The 24,111-nt window shown below is 36.9% G+C and carries 24 protein-coding genes; 18 read left to right on the top strand and 6 right to left on the bottom strand.

Annotated features, from left to right (window positions below):
• The first annotated feature begins 43 nt into the window (after positions 1-43).
• Positions 44-727: a metal-dependent hydrolase gene (locus NSQ69_RS22710; RefSeq protein ID WP_002129370.1), complete on the top strand. Its 684-nt coding sequence runs from the start codon at positions 44-46 to the stop codon at positions 725-727.
• Positions 728-767: 40 nt separating this feature from the next.
• On the opposite strand, the gene NSQ69_RS22705 is transcribed toward NSQ69_RS22710, so the two are convergent.
• Positions 768-926 carry a hypothetical protein gene (locus NSQ69_RS22705; RefSeq protein WP_002184837.1) on the bottom strand — a complete coding sequence of 53 codons (159 nt, stop codon included), beginning with the start codon at positions 924-926 and terminating at the stop codon, positions 768-770.
• A gap of 247 nt (positions 927-1,173) precedes the next feature.
• On the opposite strand from NSQ69_RS22705, the gene NSQ69_RS22700 reads away from it, so the two are divergent.
• Both NSQ69_RS22700 and NSQ69_RS22695 read left to right on the top strand, forming a co-directional pair.
• A complete protein-coding gene (locus NSQ69_RS22700; RefSeq protein WP_002034295.1) occupies positions 1,174-2,487 on the top strand; it encodes a DRTGG domain-containing protein in 1,314 nt (437 codons plus the stop codon).
• A 213-nt stretch (positions 2,488-2,700) separates the two neighbouring features.
• Positions 2,701-2,964: a DUF3949 domain-containing protein gene (locus tag NSQ69_RS22695; protein WP_002034294.1), complete on the top strand. Its 264-nt coding sequence runs from the start codon at positions 2,701-2,703 to the stop codon at positions 2,962-2,964.
• A gap of 8 nt (positions 2,965-2,972) precedes the next feature.
• Here the strand turns inward: NSQ69_RS22695 and NSQ69_RS22690 are convergent, their stop codons facing one another.
• A complete protein-coding gene (locus NSQ69_RS22690; protein ID WP_002129367.1) occupies positions 2,973-3,278 on the bottom strand; it encodes a YtpI family protein in 306 nt (101 codons plus the stop codon).
• A gap of 315 nt (positions 3,279-3,593) precedes the next feature.
• Here NSQ69_RS22690 and NSQ69_RS22685 point away from each other — a divergent pair, with 315 nt between their 5' ends.
• Complete coding sequence (locus tag NSQ69_RS22685) at positions 3,594-4,526, top strand: DHH family phosphoesterase (protein WP_002167586.1); 933 nt, start codon at positions 3,594-3,596, stop codon at positions 4,524-4,526.
• 58 nt (positions 4,527-4,584) lie between these two features.
• Here the strand turns inward: NSQ69_RS22685 and ytrI are convergent, their stop codons facing one another.
• Both ytrI and NSQ69_RS22675 read right to left on the bottom strand, forming a co-directional pair.
• The gene (ytrI, locus tag NSQ69_RS22680) at positions 4,585-5,088 is read right to left on the bottom strand and encodes a sporulation membrane protein YtrI (RefSeq protein WP_002088948.1); all 504 of its coding nucleotides are present in this window, start codon (positions 5,086-5,088) and stop codon (positions 4,585-4,587) included.
• Positions 5,085-5,498, bottom strand: a complete 414-nt coding sequence (locus NSQ69_RS22675; protein ID WP_002015507.1) for a YtrH family sporulation protein — start codon at positions 5,496-5,498, stop codon at positions 5,085-5,087. The genes ytrI and NSQ69_RS22675 overlap by 4 nt, the downstream gene beginning before the upstream one ends.
• 42 nt (positions 5,499-5,540) lie before the next feature.
• On the opposite strand from NSQ69_RS22675, the gene dnaE reads away from it, so the two are divergent.
• The 8 genes from dnaE to NSQ69_RS22635 all read left to right on the top strand — a co-directional run bounded on the left by dnaE (position 5,541) and on the right by NSQ69_RS22635 (position 16,411).
• Positions 5,541-8,873, top strand: coding sequence for a DNA polymerase III subunit alpha (gene dnaE / locus NSQ69_RS22670; protein WP_002129365.1), 3,333 nt, complete (start codon positions 5,541-5,543; stop codon positions 8,871-8,873).
• Positions 8,874-9,006: 133 nt separating this feature from the next.
• Positions 9,007-10,215 (top strand): NAD(P)-dependent malic enzyme, encoded by a 1,209-nt coding sequence (locus tag NSQ69_RS22665; RefSeq protein WP_161793975.1) that lies wholly within the window; start codon positions 9,007-9,009, stop codon positions 10,213-10,215.
• A gap of 14 nt (positions 10,216-10,229) precedes the next feature.
• The gene (locus NSQ69_RS22660) at positions 10,230-10,874 is read left to right on the top strand and encodes a FadR/GntR family transcriptional regulator (protein ID WP_002129364.1); all 645 of its coding nucleotides are present in this window, start codon (positions 10,230-10,232) and stop codon (positions 10,872-10,874) included.
• 185 nt (positions 10,875-11,059) lie between these two features.
• Positions 11,060-11,929 (top strand): acetyl-CoA carboxylase, carboxyltransferase subunit beta, encoded by an 870-nt coding sequence (gene accD, locus NSQ69_RS22655; protein ID WP_002015500.1) that lies wholly within the window; start codon positions 11,060-11,062, stop codon positions 11,927-11,929.
• The gene (gene accA / locus NSQ69_RS22650) at positions 11,917-12,891 is read left to right on the top strand and encodes an acetyl-CoA carboxylase carboxyl transferase subunit alpha (protein WP_000818787.1); all 975 of its coding nucleotides are present in this window, start codon (positions 11,917-11,919) and stop codon (positions 12,889-12,891) included. The genes accD and accA overlap by 13 nt, the downstream gene beginning before the upstream one ends.
• Before the next feature lie 128 nt (positions 12,892-13,019).
• Positions 13,020-13,979 (top strand): 6-phosphofructokinase, encoded by a 960-nt coding sequence (pfkA, locus tag NSQ69_RS22645; RefSeq protein ID WP_002015498.1) that lies wholly within the window; start codon positions 13,020-13,022, stop codon positions 13,977-13,979.
• Between the two features lie 53 nt (positions 13,980-14,032).
• On the top strand, positions 14,033-15,790 hold the full coding sequence (gene pyk / locus NSQ69_RS22640; RefSeq protein WP_002015497.1) for a pyruvate kinase: 1,758 nt from the start codon (positions 14,033-14,035) through the stop codon (positions 15,788-15,790).
• A 231-nt stretch (positions 15,791-16,021) separates the two neighbouring features.
• Complete coding sequence (locus tag NSQ69_RS22635) at positions 16,022-16,411, top strand: FxsA family protein (protein ID WP_002129362.1); 390 nt, start codon at positions 16,022-16,024, stop codon at positions 16,409-16,411.
• A gap of 474 nt (positions 16,412-16,885) precedes the next feature.
• Here the strand turns inward: NSQ69_RS22635 and ytvI are convergent, their stop codons facing one another.
• Complete coding sequence (gene ytvI, locus NSQ69_RS22630; RefSeq protein ID WP_002129361.1) at positions 16,886-18,004, bottom strand: sporulation integral membrane protein YtvI; 1,119 nt, start codon at positions 18,002-18,004, stop codon at positions 16,886-16,888.
• Between the two features lie 431 nt (positions 18,005-18,435).
• On the opposite strand from ytvI, the gene NSQ69_RS22625 reads away from it, so the two are divergent.
• From NSQ69_RS22625 to NSQ69_RS22605, 5 genes are all read left to right on the top strand, one after another.
• A complete protein-coding gene (locus NSQ69_RS22625; protein WP_000625507.1) occupies positions 18,436-18,897 on the top strand; it encodes a DUF441 domain-containing protein in 462 nt (153 codons plus the stop codon).
• Between the two features lie 419 nt (positions 18,898-19,316).
• Positions 19,317-20,432, top strand: a complete 1,116-nt coding sequence (gene citZ, locus NSQ69_RS22620; protein WP_012261808.1) for a citrate synthase — start codon at positions 19,317-19,319, stop codon at positions 20,430-20,432.
• A 160-nt stretch (positions 20,433-20,592) separates the two neighbouring features.
• Positions 20,593-21,885 carry an NADP-dependent isocitrate dehydrogenase gene (icd, locus tag NSQ69_RS22615; RefSeq protein ID WP_002088934.1) on the top strand — a complete coding sequence of 431 codons (1,293 nt, stop codon included), beginning with the start codon at positions 20,593-20,595 and terminating at the stop codon, positions 21,883-21,885.
• Between the two features lie 19 nt (positions 21,886-21,904).
• Positions 21,905-22,843, top strand: coding sequence for a malate dehydrogenase (gene mdh, locus NSQ69_RS22610; protein WP_002131240.1), 939 nt, complete (start codon positions 21,905-21,907; stop codon positions 22,841-22,843).
• A 216-nt stretch (positions 22,844-23,059) separates the two neighbouring features.
• The gene (locus NSQ69_RS22605; RefSeq protein ID WP_002015489.1) at positions 23,060-23,533 is read left to right on the top strand and encodes a MaoC/PaaZ C-terminal domain-containing protein; all 474 of its coding nucleotides are present in this window, start codon (positions 23,060-23,062) and stop codon (positions 23,531-23,533) included.
• 54 nt (positions 23,534-23,587) lie between these two features.
• Here the strand turns inward: NSQ69_RS22605 and NSQ69_RS22600 are convergent, their stop codons facing one another.
• On the bottom strand, positions 23,588-23,719 hold the full coding sequence (locus tag NSQ69_RS22600; protein WP_002015487.1) for a hypothetical protein: 132 nt from the start codon (positions 23,717-23,719) through the stop codon (positions 23,588-23,590).
• A gap of 91 nt (positions 23,720-23,810) precedes the next feature.
• Between NSQ69_RS22600 and NSQ69_RS22595 the strand changes: the two genes are divergently transcribed.
• Positions 23,811-24,047 (top strand): hypothetical protein, encoded by a 237-nt coding sequence (locus tag NSQ69_RS22595; protein WP_002129357.1) that lies wholly within the window; start codon positions 23,811-23,813, stop codon positions 24,045-24,047.
• Positions 24,048-24,111: the final 64 nt, after the last annotated feature.

Below are 24,111 nucleotides of genomic sequence, written 5' to 3'. Positions count from 1 at the left end.
GTAGAATAAAAAGTGTGAATGTGAATAGGGGAGGAATGTAATGATGAAAGTATCGTATCACGGGCATTCAGTTGTAAAGATTGAAACGAATGGAAAAGTTATTTTAATTGACCCATTTTTAACGGGAAATCCGAAAACAGATTTAAAGGCTGAAGATGTAAAAGTTGATGCGATTATTTTATCGCACGGACATGGTGATCATGTTGGGGATACAGTAGAGCTTGCGAAGAAAAATAATGCAGTTGTAGTAGCACCGTTTGAACTAGCAACATTTTTAGGATGGCAAGGTGTAAATACACATCCAATGCATATTGGAGGTTCACATGAATTTGACTTTGGAAAAGTGAAATTTACTCAAGCATTCCACGGCTCTAGTTATATTGATGAAGAAAATAAGACGATTACATATACAGGTATGCCAGCTGGTATTTTGTTTACAGCAGAGGAGAAAACGGTATATCATGCAGGAGATACTGCTTTATTCTCTGATATGAAGTTAATTGGAGAACTGAATAATATTGATTTAGCATTTTTACCAATTGGCGATAATTTCACAATGGGGCCAGAAGATGCTGTGTTAGCAGCAAAATGGATAGAGGCGAAAACAGTTGTACCGATGCATTACAATACGTTCCCAGTTATTGAACAAGATCCATATCAATTTGTAGGAAAGCTACAAAATTGTACAGGGAAAGTATTAGAAGCTGGAGAAAGTATTACACTATAAAAAAGAAACCCTTCATTTGAAATGACAAGTGAAGGGTTTTTTATGTGTGTAGTACAGTTTTTAAAGCCTGTATTTGTTTAGCTGATTCTTCTCGTTTTGTACGTGGCTGTTCAGGTGTTTCATTCAATTCCATCGCAACTTTTTTCCCATCTACGAAAGCTAAAAACACAGCACCTATAACCTCTAAAAACTTTTTCATAATGTATTCGCTCCTTTGTTTCATTTCTTGTCTTAATTGTATATTGAAGCGTGTGGACAAAACATCGAACGAGATGACAATACCATTACATTGTTGTAATAGAATGACTGGTGTAATGTAAGGAGCATTTTGTTATAAAAAAAATAGTACAGACATACAAAGAGAGAGTGTAACAGTTTTGGAAATATAGTATACTGAAAATACAACACATGAAGAATTTAGGGAAAAGAAAGTATGGTGAAACCATTTGGCTACCAAACATAATCAAATTTTAGAACATATTAATAGCCTGCCAGTAGGGCATAAAATTTCTGTGCGGCAAATTGCGAAAGATTTAAGTGTAAGTGAAGGGACCGCTTACCGTGCAATTAAAGACGCAGAAAATAAAGGATATGTTAGTACAATTGAACGTGTCGGAACAATTCGAATTGAACAAAAGAAGAAAGAGAATATCGAAAAACTGACATATGCAGAAGTCGTTAACATTGTCGATGGTCAAGTACTTGGAGGCAGAGAAGGACTACATAAAACATTAAATAAATTCGTAATTGGGGCTATGAAATTAGAAGCGATGATGCGCTATACAGAAGCAGGGAATTTACTTATCATCGGTAACCGTACGAACGCACATCAATTAGCATTAGAAACAGGGGCTGCTGTATTAATTACAGGTGGATTTGATACAGAAGAGCATGTGAAAAAGTTAGCAGATGAATTGAAATTGCCAATTATTTCAAGTAGTTATGATACATTTACGGTCGCAACGTTAATTAACCGTGCAATTTATGATCAACTTATTAAGAAAGAAATTGTACTAGTTGAAGATATTTTAACACCAATTGAAGAAACACTATATTTAAAGCCTAGTGACATAGTGCAGAAATGGCATGAGTACAATGAAGAGACGATGCATGGACGTTATCCAATTGTGGATGAAAATAAAAAGGTGTTAGGTATCGTAACTTCGAAAGATATGATTGGTGTTGCGAAAGAAACACCGATTGATAAAGTTATGACGAAACACCCTATTACGGTAAACGGAAAAATGTCTGTCGCAGCTGCAGCACGTATGATGGTGTGGGAAGGTATTGAATTACTTCCTGTTGTGGAGGATGGAAATAAATTGCAAGGTATCATTAGTCGTCAAGATGTACTTCAGGCCTTGCAGATGATTCAGCGTCAACCACAAGTTGGTGAAACGATTGATGACATTGTAACGAATCAATTTATGACGCCGAAAGAAGCAAAAAATGAGCATTTATATCAATTTTCAGTGACACCACAAATGACGAATTCAATCGGGACGTTATCTTACGGTGTATTCACAACAATTGTGACAGAAGCAACAAACCGCGTCATTCGTGCGCAGAAGAAGAGCGATTCAATTGTTGAGAACTTAACAATTTATTTCGTAAAACCGGTTCAAATTGATAATGTTGTATCGGTTCATCCGAAAGTATTAGAAATTGGCCGTAAATTTGGTAAGGTTGATGTAGAAGTACATCATGAAGGTAATGTTGTCGGGAAAGCATTACTTATGGTGCAGTTAATCGATAAATAAAAAGGTGGAACAAATCGCTTTGGTTTGTTCCATCTTTTTTGTTTTATTGGGTTTTGAAGCTGTTGCTAAAGATGTGGAGGAGTTTTAGCTGGAAATATATATATAAGGAGAGATGATTGTATAATTAGAAAAAACAGAATATTAATCCGTTTAGAGTGTATACTATGATATAATTAGATTGTAAGATAATGGATGACGGAAGGGGGATGCAATATGTCATCAGAATTACTCTTTTTTGGTGGTATCGCACTCTTTTATTTCCTTGTGATGATACCAATTCAATACTTATACTTACAAGGATTAAATGAAAAAAAGAAACGAACAGGATTATCTCAGCAAGAACTATACAAACAGATGTCTTTTGGAGAAGAACAATTACATTTTCACGTGCAAGGTAATCCCTTTAATATACCATCTGCGTTTGTTGCATATATGATTTTGAAAGTGAAGGGACGTAAAAAAGCATCACAATGTTGATGCTTTTTTTACGTTGTTTTATAAGATTCGGCTTCTTTGACTGCTAATGGTAGAAAATGTTTATATTGGCGGAATCCATTAAATGTACTCGCGCTGCCAAGTAACATAAACAAAACACCAACGATAATGCGTGCAGTTGAAAGTTCTAAAAAGAATTGGTTTATCCCAAAGAATAGGACGAATAAGCCGAGTGCCATTGCGGATTTTCCAGAGAGCCAACCTTTCTCCATTGGACGGTTTGTACGAAAGAATTTTGTTTTATAGAAGAGGTACAACACAAATGAGATGATAATACAAAAGACGAATACTGGCATAATACACGCTCCCATCGATTGGTATAAAAATAACAATTTAGAAAAAAGAAAAATCTAAACTTTCTAACTTTTATTATAAAGCAATTGTTCGCATGTATGAAATGTTTTCCGTTATAATGGGGGATAAAGTGAAACTTTAATTAGTGTGGGGAGATCCCACGTGCTAATTATTAGCCCTCACCAATCGGGCTTTTACGTGCATCCAGGCTCCAAATTAATTTTGCCCCATTGTTTTTAATACTTTTGAGGTGGGAGTCTTACTACACGTTAATGCGGGATAAAATGAAGAAGTTGAATAAAAAGGAGATTATACATATGCATGAGCAAATTTTAGGAGCAATTAAAGAGTTTGATACAATTATTATTCATCGTCATGTACGTCCGGATCCGGATGCGTTAGGTTCTCAGTGCGGACTTGGTACAATTCTGCAAGAATCGTTTCCAGAGAAAAATATTTATATGGTTGGGTACAACGAGCCTTCTTTATCGTTTTTACGAGTAATGGATGATATTGAAGATAGTGTATATGAAGATGCACTTGTTATCGTTTGTGATACAGCGAACCAAGAGCGTGTTTGTGATCAGCGTTATGCAAAAGGAAAGATGTTAATTAAAATTGATCATCATCCGAATGAAGACCCGTACGGAGATATTACATGGGTGGATACGACAGCAAGTTCTACAAGTGAAATGATTTATGAATTTTACAGTTATGGAAAAGATAAAGGATTAACGATTTCAAAGGAAGCAGCTCGCCTTATTTTAGCGGGTATTGTTGGAGATACAGGGCGTTTCTTATTCCCAAATACAACAGCGAAAACACTTCGTTACGTAAGTGAGCTCGTTGACATGGATGTAAAATTCACAGATTTATACAATGAAATGTATAAGACGAAAGAAAAAATTGCTCGTTTGAACGGTTATATTTTACAAAACTTTACGATGGTAGAAGAAGGTGCAGCGTACATTAAATTAACGAAAGAGGTACTAGAAGAGTTTGATGTACTTTCTACTGAAGCATCTGGTGTTGTCGGAGCACTTGGTAATATTGATGGATTAAAGGCATGGGTTCTATTTTTAGAGGAAGATGATGTTATTCGTGTTCGTCTTCGTTCAAAAGGACCAGTTATTAATAAATTAGCAATGCAATATAATGGCGGAGGACATCCGATGGCTTCTGGTGCAAAAGCATCTTCTTGGGAAGAAGCAGATCGCCTGTTTGCTGATTTACGTGAGCTGTGTAGATAAAAATTAAAAATTGTATGTTGAACGAAAGAGAAGGAGAGGCACAGAAGCCCTCCTTTTTTTATTTTTCTTTCTCTATATCAATACTAATTTCAAGTACGGTATCAAAAGAGACTGTGTCTACTTTAAAGCGGTATATACGATCGTAATGTTTGTACGTTTTATTTTCGATGACTTTTTTGAGCAGGTCTTTATTTTTTGCGATGCTTTGAATGTTTTTCGTTAAAAGATGCTGGAGATCATTATGGATAGAAGTGGTCATGTTTTCAAGTGTAAGATTGTCTAAATCATATTTTTTTCGATTTATAATTTTTATTTTGATTTCTTGAATTGTTAAGAGCCGTTTATTTTCTGTGTTCAATTTCTCTTGGTCTTCGAGAAGGACGTGGAGTTTTGCTTCTTGTTTTTCGATAATTTCTTTTTGTTCTGCTATTTTACTAGTTTGTTCTTCTTGAAATACACCGTATATGTACAAAAAAACAAACCAGCTCAATACTCCTCCAACAGCAGCGCCAGCTAAAACTAAATACCACCTTTTGGCTGTATTGGCACTGGGTACTCTCATACATGTTCCTGTGTAAGCCATTTAATAATAATAAGACCAGTTTGCATACCGCCAGTTGCAAAAAAAATAAGGAGAATTTGTTTTACGATATCTTTCATATCTCCGCCAAAGAAGCTTCTTTCAAAGCTATAAAAGGTATCGAACGTTCCGCCAATTGCTGCAACGAGTGCCCAAATTCTTAAATTTTGGGCGAATTGATTAATATAAGTTAGAGTTGGTTTTCCGATGAGAAATGCACCAAATCCGCCTATTAATGAACCACCAAGTATAACTCCAAAGGCAATAAAATAACTAATAATAAGCAGAGAGAAAAAAGTATGTTCTCTTACATCCATCGTCATTCCCCTTTCTTCTTCATATATATGGACAAAGTATGAGAAGTATGTTTTGATTTCCGCTTTCCTCATCACCTATAATAAAAGTAGTCACATAGGTAAAGAGAGGGTACAACAGTGAAGTTTGTGCATTTACAATGTCAAACCGTTTTTAGTTTATTAAAAAGTGCTTGTAAAATTGATGAGCTTGTCATTCGGGCGAAAGAGCTTGGATTTTCATCGCTGGCCATTACAGATGAAAATGTTATGTATGGAGTTATTCCGTTTTATAAAGCATGCAAGAAAAATGGTATACAGCCTATTATCGGCTTAACAGCTTCTATTTTTAGTGAAGAAGAAGAAAGGTCTTATCCACTTGTCTTACTTGCTGAGAATGAAATAGGCTATCAAAATTTATTAAAGATCTCTAGCAGCATTATGACGAAGTCAAAAGAAGGTATCCCGAAGAAGTGGCTTGCTCATTATGCGAAAGGGTTAATTGCAATTTCACCAGGGAAAGACGGAGAGATTGAACAGCTATTATTAGAAGACAAAGAGAGTCAGGCTGAGGAAGTAGCTCATACGTATCAAAATATGTTCAGCAATTTTTATATAAGTTTGCAGCATCATGCAATTCAAGATGAACTGCTTTTACAAGAAAAACTGCCTGAATTTATTAATAAGGTAAACGTTCCAGTCGTTGCAACAAATGATGTTCGCTATATTAATCAAAGTGACGCACTTGTTCATGAATGTTTATTATCTGTTGAAGGCGGAACGAAAATGACTGATCCAGATAGACCGAGAATGAAAACGGATCAGTATTATTTAAAGTCATCGGATGAAATGGGAGCACTATTTTCTCATGCTGAGGAAGCGGTTCAAAATACAATAACAATCGCGGAACGTTGCCAAGTAGAAATTCCTTTCCATGTAAATCAATTACCGAAATTTCCTGTTCCATCTAACGAGACGAATGATACGTATTTGCGCCGTGTTTGTGAAGAAGGCTTGCAGAAACGCTATGGTACGCCGAAAGAAGCGCATATAGGACGTTTGGATCATGAATTAAATGTTATTTCTCGTATGGGATTTAGCGATTATTTCCTCATCGTATGGGACTTTATGAAATATGCACATGAAAATCATATTTTAACTGGGCCAGGCCGTGGATCGGCAGCTGGTTCACTCGTTTCTTACGTATTGGAAATTACAGATATTGATCCGATTGAATATGAATTATTATTTGAAAGGTTTTTAAACCCTGAACGTGTGACACTTCCAGATATTGATATTGATTTTCCAGATATAAGACGTGATGAGATGATTCGATATGTGAAAGATAAATATGGTCAGCTTCGTGTTGCTCAAATTGTAACGTTCGGAACTCTTGCAGCGAAAGCCGCAATTAGAGACATTGCTCGTGTAATGGGGCTCCTGCCAAGAGATATTGACATATTTTCAAAACTTATCCCATCAAAGCTTGGTATAACGTTAAGAGATGCATATGAGGAATCGCAATCGCTCCGTGAGTTTATACAAGGGAATCTGTTACATGAGCGTGTGTTTGAAATTGCAAAACGTGTAGAGGGATTACCGCGTCATACGTCTATTCATGCAGCTGGCGTTATTATGAGCCAAGAACCGTTAACGGGAAGTGTAGCGATTCAAGAAGGGCATAACGATGTTTATGTTACGCAATATCCAGCTGATGCATTAGAAGAACTTGGATTGCTCAAGATGGACTTTTTAGGCTTACGTAATTTAACGTTACTTGAAAATATTATAAAATTTATTGTTGAAAAAACTGGGAAACAAATTGATATAAGAAATTTACCTCTGCAAGATGAAAAGACGTTTCAATTGTTAGGAAGAGGGGATACAACAGGTGTATTCCAGCTTGAATCAGGTGGTATGCGAAATGTACTTCGTGGGTTAAAACCGAATGAATTTGAAGACATAGTCGCTGTTAACTCGTTATACAGACCAGGACCGATGGAACAAATTCCAACCTTTATTGAATCGAAGCATGGGAAAAGACAAATTGAATATTTACATCCGGATTTAAAGCCGATTTTAGAAAGAACATACGGCGTAATTGTATACCAAGAACAAATTATGCAAATCGCATCGAAGTTAGCTGGATTTTCGCTTGGAGAAGCGGATTTGCTGCGCCGTGCAGTGAGTAAAAAGAATCGTGATATTTTAGATCAAGAACGTAAGCATTTTGTTCAAGGTTGTTTGGAAAATGGATACGATGAGACATCTTCAGAACAAATTTATGATTTAATTGTAAGATTTGCGAATTACGGTTTTAACCGAAGTCACGCTGTAGCTTACAGTATGATCGGATATCAGCTTGCATATTTAAAAGCAAATTATACGCTGGAATTTATGACTGCGTTATTATCAAGTGCAATTGGAAATGAAGATAAGATTGTGCAGTATGTACGAGAAACGAAGCGGAAAGGTTTTCACGTTTTACCGCCTTCTCTTCAGAGAAGTGGTTACAACTTCCAAATAGAAGGAAATGCGATTCGATATAGTTTACTTTCGATTCGGAATATCGGGATGGCTACCGTGACGGCATTACTCGAAGAACGAGAGGAAAAAATGTTCGAAGATTTATTTGAGTTTTGTCTTCGTATGCCATCAAAATTTGTAACAGAGCGAAATTTAGAAGCGTTTGTCTGGTCTGGTTGTTTTGACGGTTTTGGTGTTTCGAGGACGACGTTATGGAGAAGTCTTAAAGGAGCGTTGGAGTATGCAAATCTTGCACGTGATTTTGATTTAGGGGATGCTGTTCCGAAATCAAAATACGTACAAGGAGAAGAGCTATCCTTTATTGAACAGTTAAATAAAGAGAAGGAAGCACTCGGTTTTTATTTATCTAGCTATCCGACAGCGCAGTATGCGGAACTAGGAAAAGAATTAGAAATTCCATCTCTTGCTCAGGCGATGCGACATAAGAAAAAAGTACAAAGAGCGATCGTATATATAACAAGTGTGAAAGTTATTCGTACGAAAAAGTTGCAAAAGATGGCGTTTATTACATTCTGTGATCAAAATGATGAAATGGAAGCCGTTATTTTTCCAGAAACGTATATACATTTTTCGGACAGGTTACAAGAAGGTGCAATCGTTTTAGTTGATGGTACGATCGAGCAAAGAAATCATAAGTTGCAATGGATCGTGAATGGACTATATCCGCTAGAAGAAATGGATGTTTATGAAGGAATGAAAGAAGCATCTGTTTACGTGAAATTGCCGTCTCAATATGAAAAAAAGCTTGTAAATCAAGTTACAAAAATATTGTTTGATTATTCAGGTTTTACGAAAGTACTAATTTATTATGAAAAGGAACATAAAATGGTACAATTATCTCGAAGTTTATCGATTCATCCAAGTGAAGAATGTCTAGGAGCACTTCGAGAAATTGTCGGTGACGAAAATGTCGTTGTGAAAATATAATGGACAATTTCCCTACACTTCGATTATTATAGTAGTAGTGTTCGTGGTCAGACCACTTGGAGAAATTGATATCAGCAAGCATAATTTGAGGAGAGTGGATAGTTTGTCAACACTTCGTGAAGAAGCACTTCACATGCATAAAGTGCATCAAGGAAAATTAGAAACTGTATCAAAAGTAAAAGTAGAAAATGCAAAAGATTTAAGTCTTGCATATTCTCCAGGGGTTGCAGAGCCTTGTAAAGAAATTTATGACGATAAAAGTAAGGTATATGAATATACAATGAAGGGAAATATGGTAGCAGTTGTGACAGATGGAACGGCTGTACTTGGTCTTGGTAACATTGGACCTGAAGCATCTCTTCCAGTAATGGAAGGTAAAGCTGTATTATTCAAGAGCTTTGCTGGTGTAGATGCATTCCCGATTGCCTTAAATACAAACGATGTAGATAAAATTGTTGAAACTGTAAAATTAATGGAGCCAACTTTTGGCGGTGTAAACTTAGAAGATATCGCAGCGCCAAACTGCTTCGTTATTGAAGAACGTTTGAAAAAAGAGACAAATATTCCAATATTCCATGATGATCAACACGGAACAGCTATCGTAACAGTAGCAGGCCTTGTGAACGCGCTGAAGTTAGTTGGAAAGAAAATGTCTGACATTAAAGTTGTCGCAAATGGTGCAGGTGCAGCAGGTATTGCAATCATTAAACTTTTATATCGCTATGGTGTACGTGACGTTATTATGTGTGACCGTAAAGGTGCAATCTATGAAGGTCGTCCTGTCGGTATGAATCCGGTGAAAGATGAAGTTGCAAAATATACAAATAAGAGTCGTATAGAAGGTTCTTTAGCTGATGTTTTACAAGGTGCGGACGTATTCATTGGTGTATCTGCAGCAGGTGCATTAACTGAAGAGATGGTTCGTACAATGAATGACGATGCAATTATTTTTGCAATGGCGAATCCGGTTCCAGAAATTATGCCAGAATTGGCAAAAGCAGCGGGCGCAGCTGTTGTTGGAACAGGTCGTTCTGACTTCCCGAACCAAGTAAATAATGTACTAGCGTTCCCAGGTATTTTCCGCGGTGCACTTGATGTACATGCGACACAAATTAATGAAGAAATGAAGATGGCAGCTGTACAGGCCATTGCAGAGCTTGTATCAGAGGATGAGTTGAATGCAGATCATATCATTCCAGCACCATTTGACGCGCGTGTAGCGCCTCAAGTAGCGGCTTACGTTGCGAAAGCAGCAATGGAGACAGGAGTAGCTCGCCGTCAAGTAGATCCAAATGAAGTCGCTGAGAAAACAAAACAATTAGCGCTGATTGGTAAAGAATAAGCGAGGAATTTCCATTGACATCATCAAATACAAAAGTATATCTCGAAATTGTAAAAAAAATCCGTTCCATTATGGAAGAGGATTGTTTAGTAGCAGGGGATCGTTTGCCATCTGAGCGTGAGTTAAGTTCACGCTTAAATGTTGGACGTTCCTCTGTAAGAGAAGCATTACGTGCGTTAGAACTGGTAGGATTAATTGAAACGAGACGTGGTGAGGGAACGTTTATTCGAAACTTTTACGATAACGGTCTTGTACAATTAATTGCTCCGTTCTTGCTGCAAGATGAGAAAACAATTCGTGATTTATTACAAACAAAACGATTGCTTGAGAAAGATATGATTCGACTTGTATGTAATTTACCGAAAGAAACGTTTTCTGAAGTACTAAGTAAATTACACCAAGTGCTTGAAGAAAATGAAAGCTCAATTCCGGTGCTTCATCAAACGTTCTTTAAAACACTTATTGAACAATTCAATAATTATTTACTCTATCGCATTTGGATGATCGTAAATGATTACGTTGCAACTCTTTCTTGTGAAGTTTCAGGAGATTCTATCGAAATGTATAGAAAGCTTTATGCTACTTTGGAAGTGAAACAAGAAAATGATGCGTTAAAAATTTACGATGAATTAGTAGAGAATATACAGTTTCACTCGTAATGTATAAAATTTGTCGAAATGACCATGACACGTTATGACAAACATTCTACCGCATAGCGGTTAAAGTTAAACGTAAAGAGAGAGGTTATTAGACAGATTGAGAAGATAAGGCTAACATCAAACATTGGTGTTAGCCCCATTTTCTTCTTACGCTAACCTTAGCTCTCAATGAAGGGGGTCAAATTGTGCTAAGAGATTTATTCGTGAAAAAGAAAAAGTACGCTGCAATACCTTCAGAACAAGTACGAAAAGATGTACCAGATGGCGTTATGACAAAATGTCCGAAATGTAAAAAAATCATGTATACGAAAGAGCTTCTTAAAAATTTAAAAGTATGCGTGAATTGTGGATATCATCATCCGATGAATGCATGGGAACGCCTTGATAGTATATTGGACGAAGGTTCATTTCGTGAGTATGACAAAGAGATGGTTTCACTAAATCCACTTGAGTTTCCGGGATATGAAGAGAAACTAGAAAACGATCGTAAGAAGACTAAATTGAATGAAGCGGTTGTAACTGGTGAAGGAACAATTGATGACATGCTTGTTGTTGTTGCAGTAATGGATTCTCGTTTTCGAATGGGCAGCATGGGCTCTGTTGTAGGAGAGAAAATTGCCCGTGCGGTTGAAAAGGCATACGACTTACAAGTTCCATTTATTATCTTTACTGCGTCGGGTGGTGCTCGTATGCAAGAAGGGATATTAAGTTTAATGCAAATGGCAAAAACAAGCGTAGCTTTGAAAAAGCATAGTAATGCAGGAGGGTTATTTATTTCTGTTATGACTCACCCAACGACGGGCGGGGTTTCAGCGAGTTTCGCTTCACTTGGTGATTACAATCTTGCAGAGCCAGGTGCACTTATCGGATTTGCTGGTAGACGCGTAATTGAACAAACAGTGCGTGAGAAACTGCCGGAAGATTTCCAAACGGCAGAATTTTTACTAGAGCACGGTCAATTAGATGCGGTGGTGCATCGTGATGATATGAGAGAATCACTCCGTAAGATTTTAGAAGTTCATCAAGGAGGGGAAATGGCTGTATGGCAGAGCTAGAATTTGAGAAACCAGTTGTTGAGCTAAGAAATAAGATTCGTGAACTGAAAGACTATACGAAAAACAGCCAGATGGACTTCAGTGAGGAGATTCGTATTTTGGAAGACAAGCTAGAAAAACTAGAGGAAGATATATACGGCAATATGAAAGTATGGGACCGTGTTCAAATTGCTCGTCATGCAGAACGACCGACAACGCTCGATTATATTGAGCACTTATTTACTAATTTTTTTGAATGTCATGGAGATCGCCTATTTGGCGACGATGCAGCGATTGTCGGCGGCATTGCGAAATATAAGGGGATGCCCGTAACTGTAATTGGGCACCAACGCGGAAAAGATACGAAAGAAAATATTCGTCGTAATTTTGGGATGCCTCATCCAGAAGGATATCGAAAAGCACTGCGTCTAATGAAACAAGCGGAAAAGTTTAATCGTCCCATTATTTGTTTCATCGATACGAAGGGAGCTTATCCTGGTAAAGCAGCTGAAGAACGTGGACAAAGTGAGGCAATTGCCCGTAATTTATTTGAAATGGCGGGTTTAACTGTACCTGTTATTTGTATCGTTATCGGTGAAGGTGGTAGCGGTGGTGCGTTAGGTCTTGGAGTAGGAGATTACATTCATATGCTGGAAAATTCCACTTATTCTGTTATTACACCAGAGGGTGCGGCGGCGATTCTTTGGAAAGATGCTGGTAAAGCAAAAGAAGCTGCAGAAGCGATGAAAATTACAGCATTAGATTTGAAAGAATTAGGTGTAATTGACGAAATTATTCCAGAGGCAAAAGGCGGAGCACATCGTAATGTTTTGAAACAATCAGAAAATATAGATTTAATGCTTAAGAAAACTTTTGAACAATTAAGCGGAATTTCGAAAGATGAATTAATCGAAAAACGTTATGAAAAATATATGAAAATTGGGCAAGTTTCGTTTTCAAACGCTTCCATTGGGATAAAATAAGAAAAGCGTGCGTTCCTCTTCGCGAATGCACGTTTTTATTATGAAAAGACACATCTTCTCCATTGTGTTTTTGTATTTTTTCGTGTTATTTTATTATAAGGCAAATAATCTTTATGAGGTGAGTACAAATGAAACGTATTGGTGTATTAACAAGTGGTGGAGATTCACCTGGTATGAATGCTGCCATTCGTGCAGTTGTTCGTAAAGCGATTTTCCATGATATTGAAGTATATGGTATTTACCATGGATACGCTGGTTTAATTTCTGGTCATATTGAAAAATTAGAACTTGGTTCTGTTGGCGATATTATCCACCGTGGTGGTACAAAATTATATACAGCAAGATGTCCTGAGTTTAAAGACCCAGAAGTACGACTAAAAGGAATCGAGCAATTAAAGAAACATGGTATTGAAGGACTTGTCGTTATTGGTGGAGATGGTTCGTACCAAGGCGCAAAAAAATTAACTGAGCAAGGATTCCCATGTGTAGGTGTACCAGGTACAATCGACAATGATATCCCTGGAACAGACTTCACAATTGGTTTTGATACAGCTTTAAATACTGTTATTGATGCAATTGATAAAATCCGTGATACAGCTACATCTCATGAACGTACATATGTTATTGAAGTAATGGGACGTCACGCTGGAGATATCGCATTATGGGCTGGTTTAGCTGATGGTGCAGAAACTATCTTAATTCCAGAAGAAAAGTATGACATGGAAGATGTTATCTCTCGTCTGAAACGCGGTAGTGAACGTGGTAAAAAGCACAGTATTATCGTTGTAGCTGAAGGTGTTGGAAGTGCAATTGACATCGGTAAGCACATTGAAGAAGCAACAAGCTTTGATACTCGTGTAACTGTATTAGGTCACGTACAACGTGGTGGATCACCAAGTGCACAAGACCGTGTATTAGCTAGTCGTCTTGGCGCAAGAGCAGTTGAATTATTAATTGCTGGTAATGGCGGACGTTGTGTTGGTATTCAAAATAATAAACTTGTTGATCATGACATTATCGAAGCGTTAGCTCAAAAGCATACAATCGATAAAGATATGTATCAATTATCTAAAGAATTATCTATCTAATCGGCTTAATGCCTTGTATTTGGGAACGGTTTCATAATTTTCGGAGGTGCAATATGCGTAAAACTAAAATTGTATGTACTATAGGTCCTGCTAGTGAAAGTATTGAGAAATTAGAGCAATTAATGGAAGCGGGTATGAACGTTGCTCGTTTAAACTTCTCTCATGGTAGCCATGAAGAGCATGGAGCTCGTATTAAAAATATTCGTGAAGCTTCAAAGAAAACTGGTAAAACAGTTGGTATCTTACTTGATACAAAAGGTCCAGAAATCCGTACACATGACTTCGTAGACGGACAAGCTGAGCTTGTAACAGGTGCAGAAGTAATTCTTTCTACTGAACAAGTATTAGGAACTGCAGAGAAGTTCTCTGTATCTTATGCTGGTCTTTATGATGATGTTGATCCAGGTTCTCGTATTCTAATCGATGACGGTCTTATCGAACTAGAAGTAATCGAGAAAGCTGACGGAAACATCCGTACAAAAGTATTAAACAGCGGAACTGTAAAAAATAAAAAAGGTGTTAACGTACCAAACGTAAGCATTAAGCTTCCTGGTATCACTGAAAAAGACGTGCAAGATATCGTTTTCGGTATCGAGCAAAAAGTTGATTTCATCGCAGCATCTTTCGTACGTAAAGCATCTGATGTATTAGAAATTCGTGAATTATTAGAAGGGCATAACGCTCAATACATCCAAATCGTACCAAAAATCGAAAATCAAGAAGGTATCGACAACATCGATTCAATCTTAGAAGTTTCTGACGGTCTAATGGTTGCTCGTGGTGATATGGGTGTAGAAATTCCACCAGAAGAAGTACCATTAGTACAAAAACGTCTAATCAAAAAATGTAACGTATTAGGCAAACCAGTTATTACTGCAACACAAATGTTAGATTCTATGCAACGTAACCCACGTCCAACTCGTGCGGAAGCAAGTGACGTAGCAAACGCAATCTTCGATGGAACAGATGCAATCATGCTTTCAGGTGAAACTGCTGCGGGTCAATACCCTGTAGAAGCTGTAACAATGATGGCTAACATTGCGGTACGTGTTGAAAAATCATTACAATATGAAGATATGTTCAAAAAACGTATTAAAGAGTTCACACCAACAATTACAGATGCAATTAGCCAATCTGTTGCGCACACAGCACTTGCTCTTGATGTAGCTGCAATCGTAGCTCCAACAGAAAGTGGACATACTGCGAAAATGATCTCTAAATACCGTCCGAAATCTCCAATCGTAGCTGTAACATCTGACGAGCAAGTAGGACGTCGTCTTGCACTTGTTTGGGGTGTTCAAGCATTTATGTCTGAGAAACGTGCAGCTTCTACTGACGAAATGTTAGATACAGCAATTCAAACAGGTATGGATGCGGGTCTAATCGGACTTGGAGATACTGTAGTAATCACTGCTGGTGTTCCGGTTGCTGAAACTGGTACAACAAACTTAATGAAAATCCACGTTGTTGGTGAAAAAGTTGCTAAAGGGCAAGGAATCGGTCGTAAATCTGCAAAAGGTAAAGTAGTTGTAGCGAAAACAGCTGCTGAAGCTGTAGCGAACGTAAACAAAGGTGATATCCTTGTTACAACAAGCACAGATAAAGATATGATTCCTGCAATTGAAAAAGCTGCTGCTCTAGTTGTAGAAGAAGGCGGTCTAACAAGCCATGCAGCTGTTGTAGGTGTATCAATCGGTATTCCTGTTATCGTTGGTGTAAACGGCGTAACAACAACTTTAAAAAATGGCCAAGAAGTAACAGTTGATGCAGCACGCGGAATTGTTTATAATGGACATGCGGAAGTGCTATAAGAAGTAATACGGAGAGAAGGATCGGAGTCCTTCTCTTTTTTTTACACAAAAAAGGATAGAGATAGCTTTAAATACCTGAAATCGCTTTGAAAAACGTTTATTATAATGTTTAGTGGAAGAGGGTTATTTGTCCTTTATGAAGCTTGTATGAGCGTTTTAAGGGGCTTATAAGGGGTTTTGCAAGGGTGATACTTTCAAAACTTTTAAATGAAATATGAAGGAGTGCGAGCTATGAAGTGGTTACTGTTCTTACTTATTTTAGTGCCGGCGATTGAGATTACGGTGTTAATAGGATCGAGTCATGTAATAGGTTTATGGTCTACGTTCGCTATGATTGTATTTACGGGTATTGTGGGTGTATATTTGGCGAAACGACAAGGGTTTAAAGTACTTAGAGAGATTCAATTTAGGCTAAATAGAGGAGAAATGCCGGGTGATGCGGTTCTAAATGGTATTTTTATATTCGTAGGAGGTATTCTTTTAGTACTGCCTGGATATGTGACGGATATAATAGGTTTTATCTTTGTTGTTCCTATAACGAGGGCTTTATTGAAGCCGGCTGTTATGAAGTGGATTGATTGGAAATTTAGAAAGAGAACTACTATTATTGTTCAGAAATAACGCGTAGATTATAGCGATCTACGCGTTATTTTTTTATTTGCTATTTATAGTCAATCGTTAGCTTCCTGCTCGGGTTGGATTTTTGTTAGTTATTAAACGATAGGATGCAGAGGGTTCTTGTGAATGAAAAGTGTTACATTAGGATGCTGTTTTTTGCTTGTAGTAAGATTCGACTAGTGAGCAGAAGTTAGACAGGAGAAGAAAAATTACTGATTAAAGGGTTCATCTGCCTCGTTTTGTATATTTATTCGTTTACATAAAAAGTAATAAATGTAAGTAATAATTATAAAATATATAGAATAAAAATGTATTTTCGTCCTAAAATATGCGTTTTTATGCAAAAAAATAAGAGGATTATCCTTTTTTAGGAAATTCTCTTATAGATGTAGGTAGTACAAAAAAGTACAGTGAGTAATCAGTGGGAATTTCCCACTGATTACAGTTGATTTTTTATTGTGTATGAATTAGGAAATATTATTTTGATGGTGAACCCTTAATGAATTTCCATAAGTCGTGGAATACATGAGCTTTGTGTAATGTATTAAGTAGTACTAATATGACTGGACCGATGATTAATCCTAAAAAACCAAAGAGCTTAAAGCCGACAAATAGAGCGATGAGTGTCGCTAATGGATCTAGTCCAATATTAGATGAAAGTACTTTTGGCTCCATGATTTGTCTTTGGACAATCACGACGATGTATAGGATGAGAAGACCGATGGCGAATGCAGTATCGCCTGTGAAAAATACGTATATAACCCAAGGAACGAAGACGGCTCCAGTTCCTAAATACGGGAGTAAATCTACAACCCCTGTAATAATCGCGATAGTAATTGCGTATGGCACGCGTAATATTAAAAGGCCGATTAGTACAATGATAGTTGTCATAGATACGAGTGTAAGTTGCGCTTTAACAAAACCAAACAAAGCTTTTCTTAAATCGACAAAAATAGTTTTTCCGTATCCATGCAAACGATTAGGTAGAAGTTTTCTTACTTTATGAGCAAGACGGTGCCAATCGTAACTAATGAAGAAGGTGGCTAATAAGACGAAGACAAGGACAGTTAAAGTTGTTGGTAATGCACTAATGAAATTTGTTAACCCACTTATAATGGCGGTTAAAAGTTCTTTCATTTGTGTCGTTGCTTCGGTGCCTAAGTTTTGAATGTTTTGTGTAATAGTGTATCGCTGTGGTTCTCCGAGATGATTAAATTTAGAGATTAAATCATCATAGAGAGGCATAATATGATTAAGTGCAAATTGTTGGGCGAATGCAACGATATCTGGAAACTTAACTGTAACAATTTGTAGTAAGTACGTTGTGGCAGATATTGCTTCAGTTACAAGGTATGTAACAAGTCCAACGATAGCTCCGAATACGAGAATTAAGCTAACGAGTACCGCTAATGCGCGAGGGAATTGTAGTTTTTGATTAAGGAAATTGACGACAGGATTAATCAAATAAGCGAATGCAAAAGCGATAATAAAAGGGTAGATAAGACCTGACATGTACAGCAATGCATAGAACCCAACTACCGTTGCTACAATGACAAATATGAGTCGTAATATCATATATAGTAAGTTTCGGTTCAAAGATGTATACCTCCCATTCCAATTTGGATTATCCTAATTCGTTCAACTTATAACTAGTGAGATTCACTGATCAAAGTTTCACTTTATGTTATAGTGGAATGATGGATTTAGCCTGCTTCTGCAGCGGATTAATGACTACAGAAGCTTGTTGGTGATGCTTCTACTATATGGTAAAAACTTCATTTTCTCTCCTTTTTATTTTACCTGTTTCTTATTATAAAAGAAAGGAGAGACATCCGCTTTTAAATGTATATGCATGCTTTATTTTTTTCTGGTTAAAGTCTTGTTTGTAATTTTGAAATGCGCATGAAAATCAATTTGTTTCTTTATTATAATTGGTAAATACGCATCGATATAGCATGTATAACGATAGGTTTAAAGGTATTTTTGTTTGGAAGCGAGTTCATTATTTTCAGAAAGGAAGTGCAAACATGATTAGTCAGTCAACGTTATTTTTATTCATACTACTTATTATAGGACTTATTGCTAAAAACCAATCGCTTACTGTAGCTATTGGAGTGTTATTCTTATTGAAATTTACGTTTTTAGGAGATAAAGTCTTTCCTTATCTACAAACGAAAGGGATTAACCTTGGTGTAACAGTCATTACAATAGCAGTGCTCGTACCGATTGCGACAGGGGAAATAGGCTTTAAACAACTCGGAGAAGCAGCGAAATCGTATTATGCATGGATTGCTTTAGCCTCAGGTGTGGCGGTCGCTTTGTTAGCGAAAGGCGGCGTACAATTATTGACGACGGACCCACATATTACAACCGCACTTGTTTTTGGGACAATTATAGCTGTAGCTTTATTTAATGGAGTCGCTGTAGGTCCATTAATTGGGGCTGGAATTGCCTATGCAGTTATGAGTATTATACAGATGTTTAAATAAGGAATTTTATAGTAATATAAAATTTTTGAATTCTTTCTGTTCACAAAAGTCAGATAATTGTTTATAATAGGATTAGAAACTTTGAAAAGTTACATAACAGCAGAGACTTTACACCAGATAAAATAAAAACAACATAAAACAATTTTATAATGATATTGTTTTATGTTGTTTTTATCATAAACTCTTCGGAATTCATTTTCCTCACTAACTTGTTGTTCTGAGCGTGAGGATTCGGGGAGACATTCACGCTCATGCTTTCCATGTAAGCAATGGACAAAAAGAGGGGAACATCGCAATAAATTTGCATGAACGTGCATTTTGCTTGCCTAAAGAGTGAACGAGCGTTCATAATTTATAAGGGGAGCAAATAGATATAAGGAGCAAGGTTGGGAGAATTTTCAGGAAAAGGAGAGAATGTCATGACTGTTATTCGAGGTTTAGAAGGGGTAGTAGCAACAACATCATCTGTGAGCTCTATTATTGATGATACATTAACTTATGTTGGGTATAATATTGATGATTTAGCTGAGAATGCTACGTTCGAAGAAGTAGTGTACTTATTATGGCACCGCAAGCTTCCTAACGAAAAAGAACTAGCGGAATTTAGTGGAACAGTATCTGAATACTATAAGGTACCAGGTGAGGTTTTAACATATTTGAAACAAGTAGATTTAAAAATCGCGCACCCGATGTCGGTTTTACGAACTGCGATTTCCATGCTATCATTATATGATGAGAGCGCTGAAATAATGGATGGAAAGTCTAATTATTTGAAAGCGGTTAAATTACAGGCTCAAGTCGGAACTTTAATTGCGGCTTATGCAAGAATTCGCAAAGGTTTAGATGTTGTTGAGCCAAGAAAAGATCTATCATTAGCTGCAAACTTCTTGTACATGTTAAATGATCGTGAGCCAAATGAAGTTGAAATTGAGGCTTTTGATAAGGCACTTGTACTTCATGCCGATCATGAGTTAAACGCTTCTACATTTACTGCACGTGTTTGCGTAGCTACACTTTCAGATGTGTATTCTGGTATTACAGCAGCAATCGGTGCATTAAAAGGTCCTCTTCACGGCGGGGCAAATGAAAATGTAATGAAGATGTTAACTGAAATTGGCGAAGAAGAAAATGTAGAATCATATATTCATAATGCTCTTCAAAATAAAGTGAAAATTATGGGATTTGGTCATCGCGTATATGAGCATGGTGATCCACGCGCGAAACACTTACGCGAAATGTCTAAGAGATTATGCGTGCTTTTAGGAGAAGACAAATGGTATAATATGTCTATCAAAATTGAAGACATTGTAACAAAAGAAAAAGGTCTTCCACCAAATGTTGATTTCTATTCAGCTTCTGTATACCATTGTTTAGGAATTGACCATGACTTATTTACACCTATCTTTGCAATTAGCCGTATGTCAGGCTGGTTAGCTCATATTCTAGAACAATATGAAAACAACCGTTTAATCCGTCCGCGTGCTGATTATGATGGACCGACACATCAAGTGTACGTTCCGCTAGCGCAACGATAAGCGAAAAACACTATTTTGATAGTGAAAATACGCTTTCAAAAGTCTGATTTTTTTGGGAAGATGTAATGATTAGAATATTTAAATTTGACTAACGGTTTGAACTGAGGGGTTATTCCCTCAGTTTCATACATATGAAATTTCAAACATGGGGGTTATCACATTGACGACAGGTGAAAAAATTACTGTAACTAATGGTGTTATGAATGTACCAAACAATCCGATTATTCCATTTATCGAAGGAGATGGAATTGGTCCTGATATTTGGGCTGCAGCATCTCGCGTAATAGAAGCAGCAGTTGAAAAAGCTTATGATGGTGAGAAGAAAATCGTTTGGAAAGAAGTGCTTGCAGGGGAAAAAGCATTCAACCAAACAGGCGAGTGGTTACCAGAAGAGACTTTAAATTTAATTCGTGAATATTTAATCGCAATTAAAGGTCCACTTACAACTCCAGTTGGTGGTGGTATTCGTTCTCTAAACGTTGCGCTTCGTCAAGAATTAGATTTATATGTATGTCTACGTCCAGTTCGTTACTTTGAAGGTGTTCCTTCACCTGTAAAACGTCCGGAAGATACTGATATGGTTATTTTCCGTGAAAATACAGAAGACATTTACGCTGGAATTGAATATGCACAAGGTTCTCCAGAAGCAGAAAAAGTTCTTGCTTTCTTAAAAGAAGCAATGGGTGTTAATAAAATCCGCTTCCCAGAAACATCAGGGATTGGTATTAAACCAATTTCAGAGGAAGGGACAAAGCGTCTTGTTCGCGCTGCAATTCAATATGCAATTAACGAAAAACGCTCTTCTGTTACATTAGTTCATAAAGGAAACATTATGAAATTTACAGAAGGTGCTTTCAAAAACTGGGGTTACGAAGTAGCTGAACAAGAATTCGGCGACAAAGTATTTACTTGGGCTGAATATGATCGCATTGTTGAAAAAGATGGAAAAGATGCAGCGAATAAAGCGATGGCAGACGCAGAAGTGGCTGGGAAAATCATCGTAAAAGATTCTATTGCAGACATCTTCTTACAACAAATTTTAACTCGTCCACGTGAGTTTGATGTTGTTGCAACAATGAACTTAAACGGAGACTACATCTCTGATGCACTTGCTGCACAAGTAGGTGGAATTGGTATTGCACCTGGTGCAAACATTAACTATGTGACTGGACATGCTATCTTTGAAGCTACACATGGTACAGCTCCAAAATATGCAGGTTTAGATAAAGTAAACCCATCTTCAGTTCTTCTTTCTGGTGTATTATTATTAGAGCACTTAGGATGGAACGAAGCTGCGAATTTAGTAACTGATTCAGTTGAGAAAACAATTGAATCAAAAGTAGTAACTTATGATTTCGCACGCTTAATGGAAGGTGCAACAGAAGTGAAATGTTCTGAGTTCGCTAATGAACTTATTAAAAACATGGATGTAGCGATAATCAAAAACGCATAATTAAAGCGGGGGGTAAATTATGACAATCAAACGCAAGAAAGTTTCAGTCATCGGTGCAGGATTTACAGGAGCAACAACAGCATTCTTATTAGGACAAAAAGAACTTGCAGATGTTGTATTAGTGGACATTCCACAGCTGGAAAATCCAACAAAAGGGAAAGCGTTAGATATGTTAGAAGCGAGCCCAGTACAAGGTTTTGATGCTAACATTATTGGTACATCTGATTACGCAGATACTGCTGATTCTGACGTTGTCGTTATTACAGCAGGTATTGCGCGTAAGCCTGGTATGAGCCGTGATGACTTAGTAGCAACAAACTCTAAAATTATGAAAAGTATTACGCGCGACATTGCGAAACATTCACCAAATGCGATTATTCTTGTATTAACAAATCCAGTTGATGCAATGACATATTCTGTATTTAAAGAAGCAGGATTCCCGAAAGAGCGTGTTATCGGTCAATCAGGTGTATTAGATACAGCTCGTTTCCGTACATTTATTTCACAAGAGTTAAACCTTTCTGTGAAAGACATTACAGGATTTGTTCTTGGTGGACATGGTGACGATATGGTACCTCTTGTACGCTATTCCTATGCAGGTGGCATTCCGTTAGAAACATTAATTCCAAAAGAGCGTTTAGAAGCAATCGTAGAACGTACACGTAAAGGTGGCGGTGAGATTGTAGGCTTATTAGGAAACGGTAGTGCATATTACGCACCAGCAGCTTCTTTAGTTGAAATGACAGAAGCGATCTTGAAAGATCAACGCCGTGTATTACCAGCTATTGCGTACCTTGAAGGTGAATATGGTTATAGTGACCTTTACTTAGGGGTACCAGTAATTCTAGGTGGTAATGGAATTGAAAAAATTATTGAATTAGAACTTCTTGCAGATGAGAAAGAAGCGTTAGATCGCTCTGTAGAATCTGTACGTAACGTTATGAAAGTTCTTGTTTAATAATTAAATATAAGTGGAAAAAGATTCGGGGCCCCGAATCTTTTTCTACTATATATTGAAATGTTTTTTTGAAATAATATGAAAACGCTATCATTTGGTGTATCCTATAATGAAACTATAGACTTATACTATACATTGCCCTCATCACAGTAAATTTCGGATAAGGTATCGCTTTTAGTAGGATAATAAGGTGAAAAAATCGGAGGGGGTTGTAACATGTTAAAGAAAAAAGTTCAAATTGGTCGTAGAATGGATGAAATTACAGTAGGAGAGAAATTATCTATCACTGAAAAAATTGAGGATAAAGATTTGTTATTGTACTTAGGGTTAACGAATGATGCCAATCCATTATATATTCAGCATGATTACGCATCCCAAACTCCGTATGAAAAGCCGATTGTCCCAAGCATTATGCTAACGGGACTGATTACAACGGCGGTTACGAAATATTTACCAGGTCCAGGTAGTCATATTACTAGGAAGGACCTTACGTTCGTGAAACATGTTCACCATTATGAAACGTTACAAATCCACTTTGAAGTTGTGGCTGTTTCAGAGGAGGAACATACAATTGATATGCTTGTATTTGCTCATGATGAAAAAGGAGAAACTGTTGTAAAAGGTTCATTAACAGTAACACCACCTTTTAAATCTGTTTCCATTATGGAAAAAGCATTAGATAATTTTTAAAATATGAAAATATGAATAGCGCTAGCATACCTTTTATAAGGGGCTAGCGCTATTTTAGTTGAAAAATCCTTCTTTGAACCCTTCAGCAAATTCTGAACAACCTGTTTTAATCGTATCCCAGCTAGGTACGTTAAAAGTAAGGAAACATGTTACTACTAAAGTTAAAATAGGTAGTAATATTCGCATAATAGCCCCCTTTTATCGAATTTATTTATATATTTAAATTAATAATATGATTATTGGTAATTGAAGTCAATTAAGGGGGAGGTTTTTTTAGATGAAGTGGAAAAGAGAAGACGTTATCTTTGAAACGATAAGAGAAGCTGAAGTATGGGCCGATTCAATCGCAAATGAAATGTACGGGAAAGTATTTGATGGATATGAAACACCAGATTATAAAATAGCGTATGCTCTTTCGTTTTTCCTAGCGCAAAATCGAGAGTTTATAGTTCATACGGAAGAAGAGTTTAAAAAAGATAGATTCATCTATAAAGTTTGGATAGCGACCGGATAGAGGGAATGAAGTTACGATTGCTTTTATTTTCCGAAACTCTAGTACAAACGAGCTCCATGAATAG

This window comes from Bacillus sp. FSL R10-2201, from assembly GCF_038008665.1.
GTDB classification, from domain to species: domain Bacteria; phylum Bacillota; class Bacilli; order Bacillales; family Bacillaceae_G; genus Bacillus_A; species Bacillus_A mycoides.
Note: the sequence above shows the minus strand (reverse complement) of the source record. Positions and strands in the feature narration are given on the sequence as shown.

Bases quoted from the DNA above. Each gene is read 5' to 3' on its own strand.
- citZ (WP_012261808.1), top strand. From the start codon at position 19,317: ATGACTGTTATTCGAGGTTTAGAAGGGGTAGTAGCAACAACATCATCT.
- mdh (WP_002131240.1), top strand. From the start codon at position 21,905: ATGACAATCAAACGCAAGAAAGTTTCAGTCATCGGTGCAGGATTTACA.
- pfkA (WP_002015498.1), top strand. From the start codon at position 13,020: ATGAAACGTATTGGTGTATTAACAAGTGGTGGAGATTCACCTGGTATG.
- NSQ69_RS22605 (WP_002015489.1), top strand. From the start codon at position 23,060: ATGTTAAAGAAAAAAGTTCAAATTGGTCGTAGAATGGATGAAATTACA.
- NSQ69_RS22595 (WP_002129357.1), top strand. From the start codon at position 23,811: ATGAAGTGGAAAAGAGAAGACGTTATCTTTGAAACGATAAGAGAAGCT.
- NSQ69_RS22635 (WP_002129362.1), top strand. From the start codon at position 16,022: ATGAAGTGGTTACTGTTCTTACTTATTTTAGTGCCGGCGATTGAGATT.
- NSQ69_RS22690 (WP_002129367.1), bottom strand. From the start codon at position 3,278: ATGCCAGTATTCGTCTTTTGTATTATCATCTCATTTGTGTTGTACCTC.
- NSQ69_RS22685 (WP_002167586.1), top strand. From the start codon at position 3,594: ATGCATGAGCAAATTTTAGGAGCAATTAAAGAGTTTGATACAATTATT.
- accA (WP_000818787.1), top strand. From the start codon at position 11,917: ATGGCAGAGCTAGAATTTGAGAAACCAGTTGTTGAGCTAAGAAATAAG.
- NSQ69_RS22665 (WP_161793975.1), top strand. From the start codon at position 9,007: ATGCATAAAGTGCATCAAGGAAAATTAGAAACTGTATCAAAAGTAAAA.
- NSQ69_RS22625 (WP_000625507.1), top strand. From the start codon at position 18,436: ATGATTAGTCAGTCAACGTTATTTTTATTCATACTACTTATTATAGGA.
- pyk (WP_002015497.1), top strand. From the start codon at position 14,033: ATGCGTAAAACTAAAATTGTATGTACTATAGGTCCTGCTAGTGAAAGT.
- NSQ69_RS22705 (WP_002184837.1), bottom strand. From the start codon at position 926: ATGAAAAAGTTTTTAGAGGTTATAGGTGCTGTGTTTTTAGCTTTCGTA.
- NSQ69_RS22695 (WP_002034294.1), top strand. From the start codon at position 2,701: ATGTCATCAGAATTACTCTTTTTTGGTGGTATCGCACTCTTTTATTTC.
- ytrI (WP_002088948.1), bottom strand. From the start codon at position 5,088: ATGAGAGTACCCAGTGCCAATACAGCCAAAAGGTGGTATTTAGTTTTA.
- NSQ69_RS22600 (WP_002015487.1), bottom strand. From the start codon at position 23,719: ATGCGAATATTACTACCTATTTTAACTTTAGTAGTAACATGTTTCCTT.
- NSQ69_RS22710 (WP_002129370.1), top strand. From the start codon at position 44: ATGAAAGTATCGTATCACGGGCATTCAGTTGTAAAGATTGAAACGAAT.